Origin of the sequence: Streptomyces sp. NBC_00631 (genome assembly GCF_045206895.1) — a bacterium.
In the GTDB taxonomy this organism is placed as follows: Bacteria; Actinomycetota; Actinomycetes; order Streptomycetales; family Streptomycetaceae; genus Streptomyces.
In genome coordinates, this window is the sequence record NZ_CP107734.1 from 830,317 (window position 1) to 850,755 (window position 20,439).

16 protein-coding genes are annotated in these 20,439 nt (G+C 69.3%); 8 read left to right on the top strand and 8 right to left on the bottom strand.

Going from position 1 to position 20,439, the window contains the following annotated elements; genetic code table 11:
* Positions 1 to 146 precede the first annotated feature (146 nt).
* Positions 147 to 812: a nitroreductase gene (locus OHB00_RS03945; protein WP_406431250.1), complete on the top strand. Its 666-nt coding sequence runs from the start codon at positions 147 to 149 to the stop codon at positions 810 to 812.
* A 428-nt stretch (positions 813 to 1,240) separates the two neighbouring features.
* On the opposite strand, the gene OHB00_RS03950 is transcribed toward OHB00_RS03945, so the two are convergent.
* Genes OHB00_RS03950 through OHB00_RS03960 form a run of 3 tightly spaced genes read right to left on the bottom strand, consistent with a single transcriptional unit; the run spans position 1,241 to position 5,171 of the window.
* Complete coding sequence (locus OHB00_RS03950) at positions 1,241 to 2,035, bottom strand: ferritin-like domain-containing protein (protein WP_406431252.1); 795 nt, start codon at positions 2,033 to 2,035, stop codon at positions 1,241 to 1,243.
* Entirely contained in the window at positions 2,035 to 4,347 is a 2,313-nt protein-coding gene (locus tag OHB00_RS03955) for an HAD-IB family phosphatase (RefSeq protein WP_406431254.1), read from the bottom strand. The genes OHB00_RS03950 and OHB00_RS03955 overlap by 1 nt, the downstream gene beginning before the upstream one ends.
* Positions 4,344 to 5,171 carry a hypothetical protein gene (locus OHB00_RS03960; RefSeq protein ID WP_406431256.1) on the bottom strand — a complete coding sequence of 276 codons (828 nt, stop codon included), beginning with the start codon at positions 5,169 to 5,171 and terminating at the stop codon, positions 4,344 to 4,346. Before OHB00_RS03960 ends, OHB00_RS03955 begins: the two co-directional genes overlap by 4 nt.
* Before the next feature lie 356 nt (positions 5,172 to 5,527).
* On the opposite strand from OHB00_RS03960, the gene OHB00_RS03965 reads away from it, so the two are divergent.
* The 7 genes from OHB00_RS03965 to OHB00_RS03995 all read left to right on the top strand — a co-directional run bounded on the left by OHB00_RS03965 (position 5,528) and on the right by OHB00_RS03995 (position 13,104).
* Positions 5,528 to 6,295 carry an SDR family NAD(P)-dependent oxidoreductase gene (locus OHB00_RS03965; RefSeq protein ID WP_406445604.1) on the top strand — a complete coding sequence of 256 codons (768 nt, stop codon included), beginning with the start codon at positions 5,528 to 5,530 and terminating at the stop codon, positions 6,293 to 6,295.
* A gap of 39 nt (positions 6,296 to 6,334) precedes the next feature.
* Positions 6,335 to 7,057 (top strand): lysophospholipid acyltransferase family protein, encoded by a 723-nt coding sequence (locus OHB00_RS03970; protein WP_406431258.1) that lies wholly within the window; start codon positions 6,335 to 6,337, stop codon positions 7,055 to 7,057.
* The gene (locus OHB00_RS03975; RefSeq protein WP_406431260.1) at positions 7,054 to 8,757 is read left to right on the top strand and encodes an FAD-binding oxidoreductase; all 1,704 of its coding nucleotides are present in this window, start codon (positions 7,054 to 7,056) and stop codon (positions 8,755 to 8,757) included. The genes OHB00_RS03970 and OHB00_RS03975 overlap by 4 nt, the downstream gene beginning before the upstream one ends.
* A gap of 97 nt (positions 8,758 to 8,854) precedes the next feature.
* Positions 8,855 to 10,480 (top strand): cytochrome bc complex cytochrome b subunit, encoded by a 1,626-nt coding sequence (locus OHB00_RS03980; protein ID WP_406431262.1) that lies wholly within the window; start codon positions 8,855 to 8,857, stop codon positions 10,478 to 10,480.
* 178 nt (positions 10,481 to 10,658) lie between these two features.
* Positions 10,659 to 11,102, top strand: a complete 444-nt coding sequence (locus OHB00_RS03985) for a cupin domain-containing protein (protein WP_406431264.1) — start codon at positions 10,659 to 10,661, stop codon at positions 11,100 to 11,102.
* 70 nt (positions 11,103 to 11,172) lie between these two features.
* Complete coding sequence (locus tag OHB00_RS03990; RefSeq protein ID WP_406431266.1) at positions 11,173 to 11,796, top strand: DUF5134 domain-containing protein; 624 nt, start codon at positions 11,173 to 11,175, stop codon at positions 11,794 to 11,796.
* Between the two features lie 102 nt (positions 11,797 to 11,898).
* On the top strand, positions 11,899 to 13,104 hold the full coding sequence (locus OHB00_RS03995; RefSeq protein WP_406431268.1) for an acyl-CoA dehydrogenase family protein: 1,206 nt from the start codon (positions 11,899 to 11,901) through the stop codon (positions 13,102 to 13,104).
* A gap of 65 nt (positions 13,105 to 13,169) precedes the next feature.
* On the opposite strand, the gene OHB00_RS04000 is transcribed toward OHB00_RS03995, so the two are convergent.
* The 5 genes from OHB00_RS04000 to OHB00_RS04020 all read right to left on the bottom strand — a co-directional run bounded on the left by OHB00_RS04000 (position 13,170) and on the right by OHB00_RS04020 (position 20,377).
* Positions 13,170 to 16,022 (bottom strand): AAA family ATPase, encoded by a 2,853-nt coding sequence (locus tag OHB00_RS04000; RefSeq protein ID WP_406431270.1) that lies wholly within the window; start codon positions 16,020 to 16,022, stop codon positions 13,170 to 13,172.
* Positions 16,023 to 16,103: 81 nt separating this feature from the next.
* Positions 16,104 to 16,475, bottom strand: a complete 372-nt coding sequence (locus OHB00_RS04005; RefSeq protein WP_406445606.1) for a cupin domain-containing protein — start codon at positions 16,473 to 16,475, stop codon at positions 16,104 to 16,106.
* A gap of 588 nt (positions 16,476 to 17,063) precedes the next feature.
* Entirely contained in the window at positions 17,064 to 17,999 is a 936-nt protein-coding gene (locus tag OHB00_RS04010; RefSeq protein ID WP_406431272.1) for an RNA polymerase sigma-70 factor, read from the bottom strand.
* A gap of 546 nt (positions 18,000 to 18,545) precedes the next feature.
* On the bottom strand, positions 18,546 to 18,887 hold the full coding sequence (locus tag OHB00_RS04015) for a hypothetical protein (protein WP_406431274.1): 342 nt from the start codon (positions 18,885 to 18,887) through the stop codon (positions 18,546 to 18,548).
* A gap of 134 nt (positions 18,888 to 19,021) precedes the next feature.
* Entirely contained in the window at positions 19,022 to 20,377 is a 1,356-nt protein-coding gene (locus OHB00_RS04020) for an NAD(P)/FAD-dependent oxidoreductase (RefSeq protein ID WP_406431276.1), read from the bottom strand.
* Positions 20,378 to 20,439: the final 62 nt, after the last annotated feature.

Sequence of the window (20,439 nt, forward strand, 5' to 3'; positions counted from 1 at the left end):
ATGGCATCCTGCCCAGCCGCGACCGTTGTCCAAGGCACGCGAATCGGCGCCACTGCAATCTGCATCCTTTGTGCATATTGTTACACTTTGTAGCCTTTGGAGGGGCAAGGGGCGAATACAGGGCCGACCAGGGGAGACTGGTGATCTTGGACGTCTACGAGGCAGTGACGAGCCGACGAGCCGCACGTGGATTCATCGACCGGCCCGTCCCGAGGAAGGTACTGGAGCGGGTGCTCACCGCTGCGGCCTGGGCGCCTTCCGGGTCGAACCTCCAGCCCTGGCACGTGTACGTGGTGACCGGCCGGCCGCTGGGCGAACTCAAGGAGCTCGCCGGCGAGCGCGTGACCGCGCGCGATCCCTGGGACGAGCGGGAATACGAGATGTACCCGGAGACACTGAGCTCCCCGTACCGCGAGCGCCGATCCGCCTTCGGTGCGGAGCGCTACAGCGCACTCGGCATCGAGCGCGAGGACTGGGAGGCGCGCCAGCGGGCCGCGTCCGCGAACTGGAACTGCTTCGGCGCGCCCGCCGCCCTGTTCTGCTACATCGACCGGGGCCTGGGGCGGCCACAGTGGTCCGACGTGGGCATGTACCTGCAGACCGTGATGCTGCTGCTCCGCGCCGAAGGCCTGCACAGCTGCCCGCAGATGGCCTGGTCCGTCTATCGCAAGACCGTCGCGGAGGTCCTGTCGCCCCCCGACGACCTCATCCTCTTCTGCGGCATGTCGATCGGATTCGAGGACACCACAGTGCCCTACACCCGTACAGGCCGCGCACCGCTCGCCGAGACGGTCACCTTCCTCGGAGATTAGACCCTGTTCCGGCCACGCACCGGGGTGCCGTGGAGGGATCGGCCTGCGCGGTTCGGCCAAGAGAACACGGTGAACCGCGTCGCGAGCCGTGCGAAGAGCCTCGCCGTCGACGCCGGGCACCGCTCGCGGCCGTCATCGGTCGCAGGACGTCGAGGGTGCCCGGGCCGGGCACGCGGACCGGACCAGCGACAAGCGTCTGCGTGACTCGTCCGCCCCGGCCTGCTCCTCCTCGAAGGCTTCGCCATGCGCCGGCTGCCCGCCTCCCAGTGCCCCGCTCTCCACCCCGCCACCGTCGCAGGTCCTCGCTGCTCTCACCGCGTCGAGACCAAGGAGGACCCGGTGCTTGAAGGCGTGCTGATCGACCGATCGGGCCCCGCCTCACCAGCGGGGCCCGGCCGCTGCCACGGCCACGCTTCGGCGACGGGGTGTCAGGAAGCGATGCCGCGCCTGTCCATGGCGTCCTCGACTATGCGCAGCCCGTCCAGGCCCGGCAGCTTCGCGATGTGCGAGTCGATGTCGCGGACGAGTTTGCGGCCCTCGGAGCCCGCGAAGAGGTGAGTCATGACGTGCGTGACCTCGATGTCGGGCATGACGCCCGAGCCGACCGGGCCCCAGGCCTTTTCGAGCGCCAACCGCGCGACCACGCGGGCCTTCTTGCTTGCCGCGAGGCGGTCGCGCGCCTGCGACGCGTAGAACGCGACGTGCTTCGTCTCCTGCTGTGCGATCCGCTTCAGGAGCGGTACCAGCACGGGGTGGCTCTCCAACGCGGCAAGACGGTGATACGCCGCTGTCGCCGACCACTCGTTCGCCGCGCCCCACGCCATGTGCACGGCGACGAAGTCGTTTCCGACCAGTCGGCCTATCACCGTCTGCTTCACCGTCCCCAGGCGGTCCTTCCAACCGAGCTTCAGACGGGTCGCCTTGAGTTCGTCGAAGTCGACTCGGAGGCCATGGCGCTCCAGCACGGCCGCGAGCGCTTCGCCGTGCCAGAACTCCTCGCGGTTCCACATCGTCATGAAGGCGCCCACCGCGGGCTCGTCGTGAGACGGGGTCGTCAGCAGATCACGCAGGTAGCACACCGTGTGGTACTCGATGTCGCACATGTAGCGCAGCGTGCGCAGCGTCTCCTCGCACAGCGGATCGCGCTCGAACTCGTCGAAGTCGAGGTCGGCCCACTGCACACCGGTGGAGTTCTTCGTGTACTTGTCTATGTCGAAAGCCATCAGTCGCTCTTCTCATCGATGCCCGCCGGAATCGTCACCCGTGCCGCGACGACGTCGCGGCGCACATCCGAACCGCCGCTCTTCCAGCGGTAGATGTTCCAGTTCCTCCTGTGCGACTCGCGCGCCAGTTCGGCGTCGGGGTTGACCGCCGACGGCTTGCCCAGCAGCGACAGCCATGGCAGGTCGGAGTGGCTGTCGCCGTAGCCGTAGGAGGCGGCGAGGTCGTAGCCGCCCTCCTCGGCGTACCGCTGCAGCCACGCGGCCCTCGCCTCGTCCACCAGCGGCGGCTTCGCCAGGTAGCCGGTGAGGATTCCGTCCCTCACGTGCATGGAGCTTCCGACGACCTCGTCGAACAGGCCGGCGAGCGGAGCGGCGAGAAGGCCGACGGAGCCGGTGACCAGGACGGTGCGGTGACCTGCCGCACGGTGCTCGCGGATGCGCGCCACGGCGTCCGCGCTCGTGTGCCGCAGCATCGTGTCGGCGTACCCACGCCGTACGGCCTCCTCAAGGCGGGCGATGGGCATGCCGCGGTAACGGCGCAGGAACGCGCGGATGAACTCGCCGCGGTCACGTCTCTCGGCGCGGAGGTAGCCGGGCAGCGAGACGAGCAGGTCCGCCACCTCCTTCGGCCAGGCCGCCTTGCGGAAGCCCGCGGTGCGCACCCAGAGGTACTGCTCGACGATGTTGGAGTCGACGACGGTCCGTTCGAGATCGAAGACGGCGACTACGTCGGCACGCCGTGGCAGTTCGCGTCCGGGGCGCGGGGCCGCCGGCCGGACGGCCGCGGACTTCCGGCGACGGTGGGCCGCCGTCAGCTCGCTGACGGCGGGGAGGTGCACCTTCTGCAGGTACTCCTCCCAGTCGATCCGCTCCACATCGAAGCCACGGTCCTCGCGCACTTCGGCCGGCAGGGCGTTGTTCAGCGCGCGGGCGTTGCGGTCGTCGAAGACGATCTCGGTCTGCGCATAGGCGCGGTAGAGGTCGATGAAGTTGCCGAGGGTGGCGATGCCGGCGCGCACCTTGGCGTTCCCGGTCGCGAGAGCGCGCTTGCGCTCGTCGTTCGGCATCAGCCGCAGAGCGGCGTCCCACAGGTCGGCCTTTGCCCTCGCCAGCCGAAGGCCTCGCCGGAACCTGCGCTCTCCCGAGAACTTCCAGGCCGGCACTTCGACGAATCCGTCGTCCTTCGGGATCGGGTGCTGCGTGTAGTAGGCGCGTACGTTCTCGTACATGCGGTGGAACGGCAGTGGATTCGACGCGCCCGAGGCGATGTGGAAGTACTTCGGCTCGTCGGCCGAGGCCGGGTTGGCCGCCACGGCCAGGATGGCGTTGACGACGAAGTCGACGGGGATGACATCGAGGATCGAGTCGGGCAGCCCCGGGAAGTCGGGCAGCTGACCGCGGCCGTAGGCGAAGATCAGCGGATCGGCGACCTTGAAGCCGTCGATCCAGCCGGGGAACGGATGCTGGAGCGCGCTTTCGATGATCGCGGGCCGGACCACCGAAAGCCGGTGCCCGGCCTCACCCCAGAGGTCTTCCGCGGCACGTTCGGCGAGTGCCTTGGTGAGGGTGTAGACGTCGGTCCACCCCAGACTCTGCGCGCGCCGCCGGCCGGCGGCGACGAGCTGGGAACGCACCCACTCGCGCCGCGCGTTCTCGCTCGCGCGGGCCGCCGCGATCGGTCCCTCCTTCCCGTGGTCGCCGCGGGCGCGGGACATGAACCGCTCAAGCATCGCCGGCTCCCGCGAGGTGAGTTCGGTCTGCTCGTGGGTCCGGGTCGCCAAGGTCCACTCGGTGTGCCAGAGGACATCGTGTTCGAGCTTGGCCTCGGGCACCACACCGCGGCGGAGCCCCCCGACGTAACAGGTCGACACATGGACGACGTGCGGGTCGGATCCGGACGCGAGCAGAGCCTCGTAGAGGCTCACGGCGCCGTTGACGTTCGTGTCGAACGCCTCGTGGATGGGCGGGTCGAACGAGACGGTCGACGCCGAGTGGATGACGACGTCAAGGTCGGAGGGCAGCTCGGGGACGCTGGTCATGCTGCCGTCGAGCACTGTGATCCGGGCGCGGACGATGCGCTCGGCCTCTTCGGCGCCCACAGCATCGCGCCAGCGCCGGAAGACGGGTTTGCGCAGCAGCTGCCTGAGCCGGTCCTGCCCGGTCTGGCTGCCCTTGCGGCGCACGAGGAGTGAGACATGGGTGGCGGGGTGGTCGGTGAGGAGCCGCTCAAGCACGGCCTGCCCGACGAAGCCGGTGGCGCCGGTCAACAGGACGTGCGCGCTGCCGAGTTCGGTCTTCGCGTTGTGCGTCACGGAAGGAGCCTCGATTCCACGGTGGATGCGACACCGGAACCGATGCCGGGGAGTGCGGCGACCATCCCGCGGATACGGCGCGCCTCGGCTCGTCCGCTGGGGTCGCCGAAGACATGGCGTTCGAAGAAGGTGCGCTCGTGCCCGGATCGATCGACCGAGCCGAGCGGCCAGGCGGCGTGCCGGAGAGCGCGGCGGGTGATGCGCCGGGCGCGGGCCGAGTTCCGGAGTCGGCGCTCCGCCTCCTCGGCGAGGAAACGGATGTGGCGATGCTTGATCTCCACCACGGGGTTGATGATCGACGCCATGGCGGAGGACGCGCCGGCCAGCCGCCGGTAGGCCGCCTGCGTGATCCATTCGTCCACGAGGCCCGTCGTCACGTGTTCGGCGACGATCTGCGTACCGGTGACGTTGGCGGCGAGGGAGCGACGGATCGGACCGCGGCGTTCGCGGCGCTCCGCCAGTACCCACCGTGCCGGACCGGCGCTCGAAGGGAGGTCGCGGGTGGCGGGAGAAGCGTCCAGGACCGCGTCGAGGGCGTCGGCTGTCCAGAACCTCTCGAACATCCACGTGGTGAGGAACGCGGTGACCCGGGCGTCCTTGTGTGTCGCCGTGACGAGGAGGTCGCGCACGCGGTGCAGCGTCGCGCGTTCCATGTCGCGCAGCGCGCGCACGAGCCGGACGGATTCGGCGTCGAGCGGCTCTTCGGCCAGCGCTGCGAGGTCCAGCGTCGCGCGGTGGCTGCCATGTGCCGTACGGGCGAACTCACGCACGTCGAAGCCCGCTGTCTCCGGTGGCGCGGTCGTCGTCTCGTTCTTCGAGTTCATGCACGGGCTTTCTGGGCGGGAGCGGGGGAACTTCAGCGAAGCCCCGGAGCGCGCGAGACGCCGTCGGGGGCCGTCACGTGAGACCGGGCGACCGGCGCATGTGTGACACGTGACCTGGTTCCGTAGCGGAGTCCGGTGTCTCGGCGCCGCGGCGTGCAGCGGAGAGCCGGCCCGGCGTCGCTCAGCTCCGTCATGTGCGGAAGCTCGTGTCACACGACGGATGCGTGCCCGGTCTAACGCGATGACCGAGAAACGAAAGGTGTGCCATGCGCGTGGACTCAGCCATCTGCTGCTGGACGAGGCGATTCACCTGGGCCGGCTCGTCGGACGTCGCGCTGAGCCGTACACGGGTCGCACTGGTCACCGGGGCCACGTCGGGTATCGGAGCGGCGTTCGCGCGCGCCCTGGCGGACCGCGGATGGGACCTGGTCCTGGTGGCGCGTGACAGGGAGCGGCTCGGCCGGATGGCGGCCGAGCTCGAATCGCTGGACCGTGCCGTGGAGGTGCTCCCCGCCGATCTGTCCGATCGCGCCGACGTCGCACGTGTGGCCGCCCGGCTGGAGGATCCCGCCCGTCCGGTGGACATGCTCGTGAACAACGCCGGTTTCGGCGTACGCACGCCGATGACCTCTGCCGGTACCGCTCCGCACGACCAGGCGATCGAGGTCATGGGGCGTGTGGTGCTGGTGCTCGCCGGCACCGCCGGGCGGGCCATGCGCGAACGCGGGCACGGTGCGATCGTCAATGTGTCGAGCACCGCCGGGTTCGTCACGTTGGGAAGCTATTCGGCCGTCAAGGCCTTCGTGACCTCGCTCTCGGAAGGCCTGGCGAACGAGCTCCACGGAACCGGCGTCACCGTCACGGCACTGTGCCCGGGCTGGGTCCGCACGGAGTTCCACACACGGGCCGGAATCCGGTCGTCGAGCGTTCCGGACTTCCTCTGGCTCGACGCCCGGCAAGTCGTCGAGACCGCTCTGCGCGACGTGCGCCGCGGACGGGTGATCTCCGTGCCGGGCTTCCGGTACCGGTCGCTCATCTGGCTCACACGTCATCTTCCCCGCCGCACCGTGCGGTGGATCTCGCGACGGATCTCGTCCAGCCGCGACGACAGTCCCACTCACTGAAGGAATCAGTGCGGGCTCGCCCGCACGGGAAGGAAACGGATGCCCGCGACGATGCGCGACCGTTTCACCTCACGCTCACACGCTGCGGCGCGTTTCGTCGCACAGCGGGGGTTGCTGAAACCGCTCGTCTGGAGCGTCACCAGCGTCACGGTGCTCGGGCGCGAACGCCTTGCGGACGTCGAGGACTCGTATGTCGTCGTCGCCAACCACACCTCGCACCTCGACACGCCACTCATCATGGGCGCGCTGCCCCGCCGGCTGGCGCGTTACCTGGCGGTCGGAGCCGCCGCCGACTACTTCTTCGACGTGTGGCGGCGGCGCGGCCTCACGGCTCTTTTCTTCAACGCCTTCCCGGTCGACCGCACCGGAGTGAACGCGCGCGGAGTGAGCGCCAAGACCCTGCTGAACCGGGGAGTGCCGCTCCTGATCTTTCCCGAGGGGACCCGCTCGCGCGACGGATCGCTCGGACCGTTCAAGCCGGGGGCTGCGGCGCTCGCCTCGTCGGCGGAGGTGCCGGTGCTCCCCGTCGCGGTCATCGGCGCGCATGCGGCGCATCCTCGCGGATCGAACTGGCCGAAACCGGGCCGTCCGCCGGTCGGGGTCGTCTTCGGTGAACCGCTCACCGCTTTTCCCGGGGAGTTGAGGTGCGAGTTCACCGAACGCATCCGCTCGGCGATCGTCACCCTCGCCGAGGAGAACTCCGGCCGCATCCTCGGCGTGAGCGAGACCTCACGTCGTATACCCGAAGGAGACCGCTCATGACCGAGCCCGCCGGCCGCACCGACACGAGGCACACCGCTGATGTGAAACACATGAAGTGGTGGGGCTGGGGCGTGGAAGGTGTCGGCTTCCGACACGAGGACAAGCCTGGTTTCGCGCCGTTCGTCCAGAGAGCCATCGGCCTCGATCTCCGGGCGGGCGAACGCCCCACCGAACGGCCCGACTTCTCCCGGTTGACGGTGCCGGGCTCGCTGGCGCCGGAGGGGTTCGTCGAGGTTCTGAGCGGCATCGTCGGAGCCGGCAACACCGCTGTGGACGACCTCTCCCGGGTCGTCCACACGTACGGCAAGAGCCTGCGTGACCTGGTCCGCATCCGGTCCGGCGACATAGCACGCAGTCCCGATGTGATCGTCTACCCGGCCGACGAGGCGGAGGTGCAGGGCGTCGTCGACGCGGCCGTCGAAGCGGACGCCGTGATCATCCCTTTCGGGGGCGGCAGCAACATCGCGGGCAGCCTGGAGCCGCACGCGGACGAGTCGCGGGTGGTCGTCTCACTCGACCTCGGCCGCCTCGACCGGGTGCTGGCGATCGACCCCGACTCCGGCCTGGCGCGCGTCCAGGCCGGGGCGCTGGGCCCGGATCTTGAAGCGCAACTCAACCGGGACGGCTGGACGATGGGGCACTTCCCCGACTCGTTCACCCACTCGACGCTGGGCGGGTGGGTCGCCACGCGCTCGTCCGGCATGCAGTCGGACAAGTACGGCGACATAGCGGACATCGTCAAGGGGCTGCGTGTCGTGCGGGCCGACGGGGTCCTCGTGATCCGGGCCGTTCCGAGCGCGTCGACGGGGCCGAGCCTCCGGGAGATGGTGGTGGGCTCCGAGGGGCGGCTCGGCGTCATCACCGAGGTCACGGTGCAGGTGCACCGGCTCCCGGCGAAGCGGGCCATCCACGCCTACTTCTTCAGGAATCTCGACCACGGCCTCGCGGCGATGCAGGAGATCGCCGAGAGCGACGTCTCACCCTCGGTCACCCGTGTCTCGGACGCGCACGAGACGGCCTTCTCCCTGGCGACGAGCAAGGAGTCGAAGGGGCTGCGGAAGAAGGCACAGGCCGGTCTCATGGCGTACCTCAAGAGGCGTGGTTGGGACCTCGACGAGATGTGTCTCTCCTTCATCGGCTTCGAGGGCGACGAGGCCCACGTGAAACGGCAGAAGTCGCTCGTCGACCGGATCGTGCGCAGGCATCAGGGCATCGGCGTCGGCAGGGGACCCGGCGCGCTCTACGACCAGAAGAAGTTCGACACCCCGTACATCCGCGACTTCCTGCTCGACCGCGGTGCCGCCGGCGACGTGAGCGAGACCGCCGGTCCGTGGTCGAAGCTGCGTGGCATCCACGCGGCGGTCTACGAGGCGGCCGACCTCGCCTACGAGAAGATCGGCCGCACCGGCTGGACCATGTCGCACATGTCGCACTCGTACCACTCGGGAGCCTGCCTCTATTTCACTTTCGCCTTCGTCTTCGGTGACGACCCGCTCGGCGAGTACGACACCGTCAAGCGCGCGATCCAGCAGGCGTTCATCGACGCCGGCGGCACGATCTCGCACCACCACGGGGTGGGCCTGGAGCACGCGCCCTGGCTGGAGGAGGACATCTCGACGGAGGGTGTCGCGATCTTGTCAGGCCTCTTCGGCGCTGCCGACCCCGGCGGAAACTTCAACCCCCGCAAGATCGTGGTCTGAGCACGGCGGCCGAGGAACCGGACGTGTCACATCCATGCCTCGCACCCGGTCATAAGGGTGAAAGCAGTCGGGCCGGGTGAGGAATGGTTGCAGGGGCATGGATGATCAGAGCCAGAGGGAAGAACCGGGCGACGGAGGCGGTGGGGAGCGCATCGCCCGCTGGGCGGGCGGACGCCTGGGCCCGTCCAGTCTGATCCGGGCCAGAGCGCGTAAGGCGTTCCCGGACCACTGGTCCTTCTTGCTGGGGGAGATCTGTCTCTACAGTTTCGTCGTCATTGTCGTGACAGGGGTCTATCTGACCTTCTACTTCCATCCGTCGATGAAAGAGGTGCAGTACGACGGCAGTTACCTGCCGTTGCGGGGGCGGACGGTGTCGGAGGCGTTCAACTCGACCATGCACCTCTCCTTCGACGTCCGGGGCGGCCTGCTGATCCGACAGGCACATCACTGGGCAGCGCTGGTGTTCATCGGGGCCATGCTCGTCCACATGCTGCGCGTGTTCTTCACCGGCGCCTTCCGCAAACCCCGCGAATTCCAGTGGCTGTTCGGATTCCTGCTGCTGGTCCTCGGAATGTTCGGAGGGCTGACCGGATACGACCTGCCGGATGACCTTCTCTCCGGAACCGGGCTCGCCGTCGTGAACGGGACGATCCTTTCCATACCGATCGTCGGAACCTACCTCTCGATGTTTCTCTTCGGAGGCGAGTTCCCGGGCGGTGAACTGGTGGCGCGCTTCAACGCAATCCATGTTCTGGTCATCCCGGCCATCATGGTCGGACTGCTCGTGGCCCATCTGATCCTGCTGCTCAGCCACAGGCACACGCAGTATCCGGGGCCGGGGCGGAGCAACAAGAACGTGGTAGGCCTGCCGCTCAAGGTGCGGGCGGTGAAGTCCGCGGGCCTCTTCTTCCTGGTCGCCGGTGTCATCTTCGCGATCGCGGCACTCGCCCAGATCAATCCCATCTGGCTGTACGGCCCCTACCGCGTCGACCAGGTCTCGGCCGGATCGCAGCCCGACTGGTACATGGGCGTGGCGGACGGGCTGCTGCGCGTCATGCCCGGCTGGGAAGTCGACTTCTGGGGGCACACCCTGGCACTGGACAACCTGATTCCGCTGGTGGCAGGCGTCGGCTTCTTCCTGGCCATGGGCGCATACCCGTTCATCGAGTCCTGGGTGACCGGGGACGATCGTGAGCAGCACCTTCTGGACAGACCGCGCAACCGCCCCGCGCGAACGGCGCTCGGTGTCGCCTGGATCAGTTTCTATGTGGTGTCGCTCATCGGCGCCGCGAACGACATCATCGCCACCCGGTTCCATCTCGGGGTCGAGTCGGTGACGTGGGCGGTCCGCATCGGCCTCTTCGTCGTGCCCGTCGCGGCCTATGCCGTGGCCAAGCGGTGTGCCCTCGGCCTGCAGCGCAGAGACCGCGACAAGGTGCTGCACGGTCGCGAGACAGGTGTCATCAAGCGCCTGCCGCACGGCGAGTTCGTCGAGGTGCATGAGCCTCTCAGCCAGGCGGAGCTCCACCTCCTCACACAGCATGAGCAGTACACGCCGATCGCACCCGGCTCGAACGACGCCGCGGACGGCCCGGGTGCCGGCGCCCGCCTCGTCCGGCGCCTGCGCGTCAGGGGCAGCCGCGCCCTCTACGGCGAAGGCTCGCAGATCCCCAAGCCGACCACCCAGGAGTACCGCGAGATCGCCGACGGGCACCTGCGCTGACCGGCGCGGTCACATGTGTTCGGCCTCCCCTGTCACAGATGCGCCGTGCGCTCGGTCATCACTGCGCGGGAAACGCGCGGGAAACACGCGGCCGTTCAACGGCATGTCTGTCCGGAGATGTTCCGGTCGCGAGGTATGTCTGGCTCAAGACACAGGGCATCCCAGGAGGTACAGCACGATGTCGGAGAAGGACGCCGCGCACGGTCACGGTGAGCAGGCCCCGTCGGAAGGGTGGAAGACGGCGGTGACGATGCTCCAGGACGCCGCACCGCTCACCATTGCCGAGGGTGCCTCGGCGATGACCATTCATGTCGAGTGGCAGCCCGGTGACCCGGGAACGCCGCCGCACCGCCACTCGGGACCTGCCTTCGGGTACGTCATCGAGGGTGCGGTCCGCTTCGAGCTTGAGGGCGAGCCCGAGCGCGTGGTCGAAGCCGGCGGGACGTTCTGGGAGCCGGGCGGCGATGTGATCCATTACCAGGACGGCAACGCGCTGGCGGACGCACGGACCCGGTTCGTCGTGACCATGATGTGCGCGCCGGGCAAGCCGATGCTCGAACTCGTCGGTGAGAAGGAACTGGCCGAACGGGCGCAGTTGCGCGCCCCGCGCCCCACTGCCTGACCAACTCCCCACTCACATCATGCAGTTCCGACACGGATCCTGACCGCTCCGTGGGAGGGTGCGACTCGGCATGAGTGCCACTGAAGTTGTCCACTACATGCTGACCGCCCTGTTCGCAGCGGCCGCTGTCCGTTCGCTCCGGCAGGGCGTCCTGACGCGGACCCGTGGTTGCCGCGGCCGCGTCGACCATCTGCTGCACGCTGCCATGGCCCTGGCCATGGCAGCGATGCCGTGGAGCTGGGGCGGCGCCCTGCCGGAGCTGCCGCAGGCGGTCTTCTTCGCCACCGCCGCACTGTGGTTCCCGCTGACCGCCGTCAGGAGTGGCCAGGAACGACAGCTGTCGGCGACGGCGCGGAGACTCCCCTACGCGGTGGGCATGGCGGCGATGACCTGGATGTCGTACCGCGCGGCGGGTCATTCACACCAGACCATGGCCGAGGGTGTTCCGACGGCACATCAGGCCATGCATCTCAGCCATTCCATGGGCGAGTCGAAGGCCGACAGCGTCGTCACCGGAGTGCTGGCGCTGTACCTGCTCACATGTTCTCTTCACTCGCTGACCCGTGACATGCCCACCCTGCGCGCCACCGCCGAGACGGCCGACCGCTCGACCGGCCTCGCAGGTGTCTGCAACCGCTTCTGGGACGGAGCGACGGCCATGGGAACCGTGGTCATGCTTCTGATGCCGCATTGACTCCTCGCCGCCGGGCGAACCGTGTGCCGGCGGCCGTCACAAACGGGGTGACCCGTCGGTCAACCGGTGGTCTGGAATCGAAGGGCCACGAAGGAGAACGACATGACCACCACTCCCCCGGCACATTCGGACGACCTGCTGGGCGCCGACTTCTACCGCTACGAGGCGCTTCTCCCGGACGACGAACGCAAGATACTCCGCAAGGCCCGCGCCTTCCTGCGTGACGAGGTGAAGCCGATGGTCAACGGGTACTGGGACAAGGGCGAGTTCCCCATGGAGCTGATCGGGAAGTTCCGCGAGAGCGGGCTGACCGCCCTGTCGTACGAGGGGTACGGTGAGCACCTGCCTGCCGCCAGCCATCTGCTCGGCGGCATGCTCGCGATGGAGATGAGCCGCGTCGACGCCTCGGTCGCCACCTTCTTCGGCGTCCACAACGGGCTCAGCTTCTACTCCATCTACGCCGGCGGCGACCAGGAGCAGCGGGAGAGGTGGCTGCCCGCCATGGCCTCGATGGAGAAGATCGGCGCTTTCGCCATGACCGAGCCGCTGGGTGGCTCCGACGTCTCCGGTGGCATGCGCACCACCGCCGAGCGCCAGGGCGACACCTGGGTGCTCAACGGCGCGAAGAGGTGGATCGGCAACGCCACCTTCGCCGACCACGTCGTGGTGTGGGCGCGGGACGTGGACGACAACCAGGTCAAGGGCTTCGTCGTCGAGAAGGGCACTCCCGGCTTCGTGCCGGTGAAGATCGAGGGCAAGATCGCGCTGCGGATCGTGCAGAACGCCGAGATCGCCCTGACCGACGTACGGGTGCCGGAGGCCAACCGCCTCCAGAACATCAACTCCTTCAGAGACGTCGCGGAGATCCTGCGCTTCACGCGCAGCGGTGTCGCCTGGCAGGCTCTGGGGGTCATGATCGGTGCCTACGAGCTCGCACTCGCCTACGCGAAGGAGCGTCAGCAGTTCGGCCGTCCGATCGCCGGGTTCCAAATGGTGCAGGACCTGCTGGTGAGGAGCCTGGGCGACATCACCGCCTCCTGGGGGCTGCTGGTGCAGCTCGCCCGGCTGCAGGACCAGGGCATCTTCCGCGATGACCACTCGGCGCTCGCCAAGGGGTTCACCACGTCCCGGATGCGGGAGGTCGTCGCGGCCGGCCGCGAGATCTTCGGCGGCAACGGCATCGTCCTCGACCACGACGTCGCACGGTTCTTCGCCGACGCCGAGGCCCTCTACTCCTACGAGGGCACCCGTCAGATGCAGACCCTCATCGTCGGCAAGTCCATCACCGGGCAGAGTGCCTTCGTGTGAGTCGTGCCGCGCTCCCGGGAAAGCCAGGGGAAAGATCGCGGACCCTTCGGGAGTCGGGGCAGCGCTCACTCGGAGCCGTCGGCGACGTCGCCCCGTTCAACGGCCAGCCGGGTCAGTTCGACGCGTGTGTTGATGCCGAGCTTGGTGAAGATGTGTCTCATATGGGTGTTGACGGTGTGCACGGACACATAGAGCCGGTCGGCGATCGCCCGGTTGGTGAGGCCGTCCACGACGAGCGGGATCAGTCTCCGCTCGGATTCGGTCAGACTCCCCCAGCCCGGTGAGCCGACCGTGTCGTACCGCGGGGCACCCGGGCCCACGCCGAGCTGCCGTAGACGCCGCCTGATCCGTTCGTGATCGCGCAGGGCTCCCGAGGCCGACACCAGTTGACCCGCTTCTTCGAAGTACGGGATCGCCCGCGCCGAGTCGACCGATGCGGCCAGGAGCTCGCCGAGGTCCTCGCATGCCGCGGCCAGAGCCAGTCGCCTGCCGGTGCTCCGGTAGCCGGTGACGGCGGTCGTGAGTGCGCGGAGGTCACGGTGGAGCAGGCCGTCCACATGGGCACGGACGGCCGCGATGATCTCCTGGCTGTCGTCCCGTGCGGTCAGGGTCCGCAGGGCAGCGGAGACGGCCCGCGCGACCGACGGCTGTGCGCCGCGCAGCGCGACACGCACGATTCCGGGCCAGTGGGACGGCGGAAGGGTGAGCAGCCGCGTCGGCTCGCTGTCCTCGAAGCTGCCCGTGAGCGCCGTTGCCGCTGCCCGGTCCCGGCCCTCCGCGTCCGCCAGGCAGGCGCGCGCGAGAGACACCCACAGGCCGTACCGCCGCGCGTTCGTGCCGGAGCCGGCTTCCGCCGCGCGGAGATGGTCCCTGGCCTTGGCGAGGTCACCGCGTCTGATCTCCACCAGTGCCAGTACGGAGCGGGCCTGCGGATTGGGCTGGGTGATCTCCAGTTCGTCCGCCACCGCCAGACTGGCCTCGGCCTCCACGGCCGCGTCGTCGAGCGCGCCCTGTTCGAGCAGGGCGCAGGCACGGCGGGCATGCCAGTGCGGCAGCGACCAGCCGAGGCCCAGCGCATCCGCTTCGCGCTGTCCCTCACGCAGAACCCGCTCGGTGTCCGCGAGCCGGTCCGTGGAGGTCAGTACCGTGGCCAGCCACAGCGCCGGAATTCTCGGGGGCCGGAGGTGGGGCACAGTGGGTTCGGCGTACGCGCGTGCGGTGGCTTCCTCGGCACGTTCCAGAGCCCGGGCCAGGCGCCCGCGGTAGAAGTACGTCTGCGACTGGAACACCATGGCGCTGACCACGACGGCCGGCTCGTGGCTCCGGTAGGAGGCGGCGACCAGGCCGGTGTCCGTCTGTTCGGCTGCGGTGATGTTCCCGAGGTACACGTGGCCCGTCGCCTGGGTCTTCAGCAGCAGGGCACGCAGGTCGGACGGTAGGGCGGGGAGGTTCAGGGCCTGCTGCAGGTGTGTCATGGCTGCGGCGTCGTCGCCCGCGGCCTGGTGTATCTCGGCGGCCACCAGGCGCAGGTTCGCCTCCTGGGGCGGTTCCAGGCCGTCCGACAGTGCGGCATCGACCAGGTCGAGCGCCTCGTGGACCCGGCGGGTCCGGCCCAGGTACTCGGCCGCGTCGGTCAGCAGACCGACGCGCCGCCGGTCGCGCGGGGGCAGCAGGCCGGCGATCCGCTGGGCGAGGTCCGCGGCCGCGTCGGGTGCCGTCGGCGACAGTTCCCGTACGGCGGTGTGCAGCATGGTCACGGCGTCGTCGTCGACCGGGCCGCCCGCCATGACGACATGCCAGGCCACCTCCGCCGACCGTGCCCCGGTGGCGCGCAGGCTCTCCGCGGCCTCCCGGTGCAGCGCGGTCCGTACGGCCGGCGGCAGGTTCTCGTGGACGGCCTGCCGCAGGAGGTCGTGGCGGAAGGCGAGTCGCGGGCCGTCCGCCGAGAGCAGACCGCCGTTCAGGGCGGCCTCCACGCCCGGCAGCAGGCTGCCGACCTGCCTCCCGAGCATGCGGGCGGCCGTGCCGAAGTCGAATTCGCGGCCGAGGACGGAACCGATCTGGAGCAGACGTACGGCGTCCTCCGGGAGCTGCTCCAGACGTGCGGCGACACTCTGGCGGAAGCCGACGGGGATGTCCCGGTACAGCCGGTCGGCCGCGCCCGCCGCTGCTCTGACGGCATCCGTGTCGGCAAAGGAGCGCACCAGTTCGATCGCCAGGAACGGATTGCCCGCGACGCCTCGCAGCATCCTGGCCAGAGCGGGTGAGGGTTTCGCTCCGAGCACGTCGGCCGCGATGTGCTCCAGTTCCTGCTGTGGCAGCGGGCCGAGGGTCAGCCATCGGGCTCCGAGGCGTTCGAGGTCCTCCCGCACCCTGGCCACGGTCGGCCGCTCGGTCTCCGACCGTACCGCCAGCACCCACAGGATCCGCGAGGAGGCCAGCCGTCCGGGCAGGGTGCGCAGGGCGAAGAGCGTGGCCGGATCGGCCCATTGCGCGTCGTCCACGAGCACGAGCACCGGCGCGCGCTGCGCCCGGTCCTCCAGGGCATCGGCGATGCTGTCCAGCAGTCGGAGCCGCTGGTCGTTCAGGCCCGCGGCGGCTCGGGCGGAACCGTCGGAGGCCTGCAGGGCGGACTGCAGGGCGGCTCCCGCCGCATACTGATCGAACTCGTCGGCCCGTACGGAGACCACGGCGAATCCGCACCGCCGTGCCCGCCCGTCCAGCTCCGCGAGCAGCCGGCTCTTGCCGACGCCGGGCGCGCCTTCCACGACGACGCAGGCGCCCCGTCCGCCGCGCACCGCCACCAGAGCCTCGCGGACAGCCGCGATCTCACGGTCCCGCCCCCTGAGGCGCAGCCCGGTCCCAGTCTGGTCCGCGCGCCCGGGGTCCAGGTCGCCCGTGGGCTCTGTGCTGCGCATGGGGCAACTATGCCGCAGGCCATATGTGCCCTCAACGCCGGTCCCCCTGCGGCCGGCGCCTGCCCCCGGCGAACCGGCAGGTCAGCCGGTGGGGCGCGGGGCGCGCAGGTGGGCCCGCTTCTCCAGTTCCTCGTCGTCGACCAGCGTGAGCATCGGCTGACCCGGCGCGCACATCATGAACACGATGTACTTGGCCGGCGTGTCCGACGAGGCGTTGCCGTTCTGGTAGTGGATCACCTCGCCGCCCGGCTCCCAGAACGTCTCACCGGCCTTGATCACTCGTTCCGGTTCGCCCTCAAGCTCCCAGCGGACCGCTCCTTCGAGGACGTAGCCGAAACACGGCCCGGAGTGGCGGTGCGGAGGTGTCCCGGGGTCGCCGGGCGGCCACTCGACGAGAACGGTCATGCCCGAAGCGCCCTCGGGAACGAAGGGCGGCTTGACGTCCGCCAGCATCCTGGGGCCGAACGTCGACTCGTTGTCCTGTGCGGCGCTCTCAGTCGCCGAGTCCTGTGCCGACACTGCTGCACCTCCGTAGGCCTGCCCGGAACGGATGGCGGCACTGCTCGTGGGCGTGTCCACCACATCCGTGGCGGGCTGTGCGACCACTGCCCCACGCGCAGAGCTCCAGGAACCACCCTGCCCCCTGTCGACGGCCCTCACAAACCAGGACCGCGGGCCGGGGCGAAGCCGGAGTCCGCGCGCGTCGCGGAGTTCGCGGAGGCGGGGGCCGGATCGGCCTGGGTCGGCGACCACCTCCGGATTCTCACCGGGGGCGTGGCCGTGGACCCCACCCCCACATCCCGCCCGACGACCCCGCGGTCCAGGCCGTCGTACAAGATCACCGACGTGCCCTGCAGAGCCCGAGCACACTATGAGACGTTCGTCGCGCCGTATGTCACCTACGACGGCCAGGCCGACCCTGAGGTCGGCGAGAGCGCGATCACGGCGGTCGCCGCCGGACTCGGCGTCCCCGCCACCGTCACCGCGGCCCGGATCCACCGCACCGCAACGACCGTGCCCCGACCGGGGAGTGAGGCTCACTCACCCATCAACCGACGCAAGACCAGGAGCAGTTGCGCAGCGGGCGCCGGAGTCCAGGAACGCGGCGATCTTGCTGGGGTTGAACACCCACATCACCCTGTGGATACCTTCTCTCGAAGCAGCGACGGTCAGGATCGCGGTGGGGGCACCGTCGCGGTGCATCACCACGCTCGTACGGCCGTTGGCCTGGACGAGTCGCAGGTCCGTCTCCTGCCAGAACCGCCGGGTGGCGGTAGCCAGGTTGGCCACACGCGCACGGCCCACCACAGGGACCCGGGCGGCTCCCCGGAGCCCGTTGCCGTCGGACAGGCTGACGACGTCAGGGGCGAGGACGGCTTCCAACGAGGCCACATCCCCGGTGCGAGCCGCTGAGACGAAGGCATCCAGCAGGCGTCGATGCTCCACAGCGTCCGCACTCGCCCGCGGCTCGCCCGACAGACGCTTGCGTGAACGGCTCACGATCTGGCGGACGTTGACGACGCTGAGCTGCAGGATCTCGGCAATCTCCGGGTAGGAGTAGTCGAACGCCTCGCGCAGGACGTACGCGGCCCGCTCAGTGGGGCTCAGCTTCTCCAGCACCAGCAGGAGGGCGAGCTCCAGGGCCTCCGCCCGCTGCGCGCCCACCTCCGGATCGACACTGGTGTCGACGGGCTCGGGCAGCCACGGCCCGATGTAGGTCTCCCGGCGCACCCGCGCCGACTGTGCCACGTTGATGGCCAAACGTGTCGTAGCGCTGGACAGGAAGGCCACGGGGCTCAGGACCACGGAGCGGTCGGTCTTCTGCCAACGCAGCCACACCTCCTGGACCACGTCCTCAGCCTCGACCACACTGCCGAGCACACGGTAGGCGATCCCGAAGAGGCGCGCCCGGTGCTGCACAAAGGCAGAAACAGCCTCGTCAAGGTCGCTCGTCGTAGGGGACGACTTGAGATGCATGGTCCTCTGGTCCTCGTTCCTCCGGATACGGCTGTCGCATGGCGGGATCGCATCGCTACCGCTGGCAGGCGGACGGCTTCGACAAGCCGCCCTGCGACGCGCTTCTCACGACCGACGCCCGATCGCAGCTGAACCAGCGATCCGGATCGGCCCCACTCCCCCGCCCGAGCCGGCACATCGGCTCACACCAGGACCCTGTTCAGGTAATCAATGCATTCTTCGCCAACCAGGCCAGACTGGATCAGAGTGGTGTCCGGACGCATCGCATGATCGAGTGATTCGGCCGGCCGCCCGCTTCCCTCGTCCGCTTGGCCTGTCGAACCATTGACCGGCCGGGATCGAGAGTTGTGACACGGCGTCCCACGCACCATGCGCGGCAGCCGCACCGGGACGCGTGCACCGCGTCCGGACGGGTCTGGACAGCGCAGCGGCCCGGTACGCTGCTGAGGCGCATCGCATGATCTGGTGATTCGACTCGGCCGGCCCGCGACGAGCAACCGTGGCGGTTCCTCAGCAGCGCACGATGCGGCGTGACGCGCCCGCCGTTCAGCTCAGCGATCCCAGGACCACAGCGGAGCACAGGGCCATGGCCACGGTGATCAGGATCATCGCGGTGAGCGTTCCTCGTAGCCAGCGCGTGAACCGGACACGGTGCCGCTGCTGCACCTCGCTGATGTTCGCCGCGATGTGTTCCGTCACCATGCGGGCGACGTATGTCTGTTCCTTGAGGTACCAGCTCTCGATGTCCGTCTTCTGCTCCCGGGTCAGCCCGGGCACCCGCGTGGTGAAGACCGCGACGCGCTGCCGTGCCGCTTCCAGATGAGCGTGCCGGTACAGGAAGGTCTCGATGTCGGTCAGGCCGCGCGCGGCCTCCTTACTCGTGTTCATGGTGTGCTCCACAGGAGAGGCGGAAACGCCCTCAGTCGGATGGCGACGGGTGCGGCCCAGGCGGCCGGTATTCGGGGGCGGCATCGAATGTGCCGCCGGCGGGCTCCGGCGGCCTCCCGGCCTGTCCCGCGGGCTCAGGCGGCCGGGCGGCCGCTCGTCGGGCTCTCGCCGGCACGCTGCGGATCGCCACTCGTGACGAACGCGTCCCGGGGATGCTGGACGGAGGCGAGGGAGACGAGATCCCGGCCGAAGACCGCGGCCGTGAGCCAGACCGTGAGGACGCGGATCTTGCGTTCCCACGAAGGCACGGCCAGGACGTGATAGCCCCGGTGCATCAGCCAGGCGGGGAGCCCCTTGATGACGATCCTCTTGTACTGGAAGATGCCCCGTCCCAGCCCGAGCGTGGCCACCACCCCCAGACTGCTGTGGCGGTAGTTCTCGACGCGTCCCCCGCGCAGGTCGGCCACGATGTTCTTCGCGAGGCGTCTGCCCTGCCGTACGGCGTGCTGGGCGTTCGGCACCGTGTGAGCTCCCGGCACCGTCGACGCCAGGTCGGGAACGGCCGCGTCGTCCCCGGCCGCCCATGCGTCCGAGACGAGTTCGCTGTCGGTGCCCACGCGCAGGTCGGGGCGGACCACGAGCAGGCCCCGTTCGTCGATCGGGAGGTCCGAGTGGTTGTGCACGACCGGATTGGAGGCGTTGCCGGCGGTCCATACGACCAAGGCGGAATCGAACTCCTCCCCGTCGGAGAGCACCACATGGCCGTCGGCGAGGGAGAGGATCTGTGTGTCGAGGTGAACGTGCGCGCCACGGCGTTCCAGAGAGCGGACCACCCAGGCGCCCGGCTTGTCCCCCACCTCGGGCAGAATGCGGCCCCGGGCCTCGACCAGGTGGAAGGACAGCTCGTCACTGCTCAGTTCGGGATACGACTTCAGCATGGCCGTGGCGAGCGACAGCAGTTCCCCGAAGCCCTCCACTCCGGAGAACCCGCCGCCCACGAACGTCACGGTGAGCAGCCTGCGCCGCTCGGCGCCGGGAGGCAGGGAGGCCGCCTGGTCGAACGCGGTCATCAGCCGGTCGCGGATGGCCACCGCCTCTTCGACGTGCTTCAGGCCGATCGCGTGCTGGGCAAGCCCCGGGATGGGGAAGGTGCGGGTCACGGCGCCGGCGGTGACGACGAGGGTGTCGTAACGCAGTTCGTAGTCCGCTCCGTTGGCGGGCCGCACCGTGATCGTCCGGTCTGCGTGGCGGATCCCGGTCACGGTCCCTGCGATCAGCCGGGCGCGGCGCAGGTGCCGCCGCAGCGACACGGCGGCGTGACGAGCCTCGACGGATCCGGCCGTCACCTCCGGCAGGAACGGTTGGTACGTCATGTAGGGGCGGGGGTCGACAACCGTGACCCGCGCCTCCGCTGCACTGAGCCTCTTCTCCAGGCCCCACGCGGCGTAGAAGCCTGCATAGCCGCCACCGACAATCACGATTTCACGCATCAGACCCTCTGTCTGTTGTTGGACACCCCTTAGACAAGGCAGCGCCGGAGGGTGTGACACGG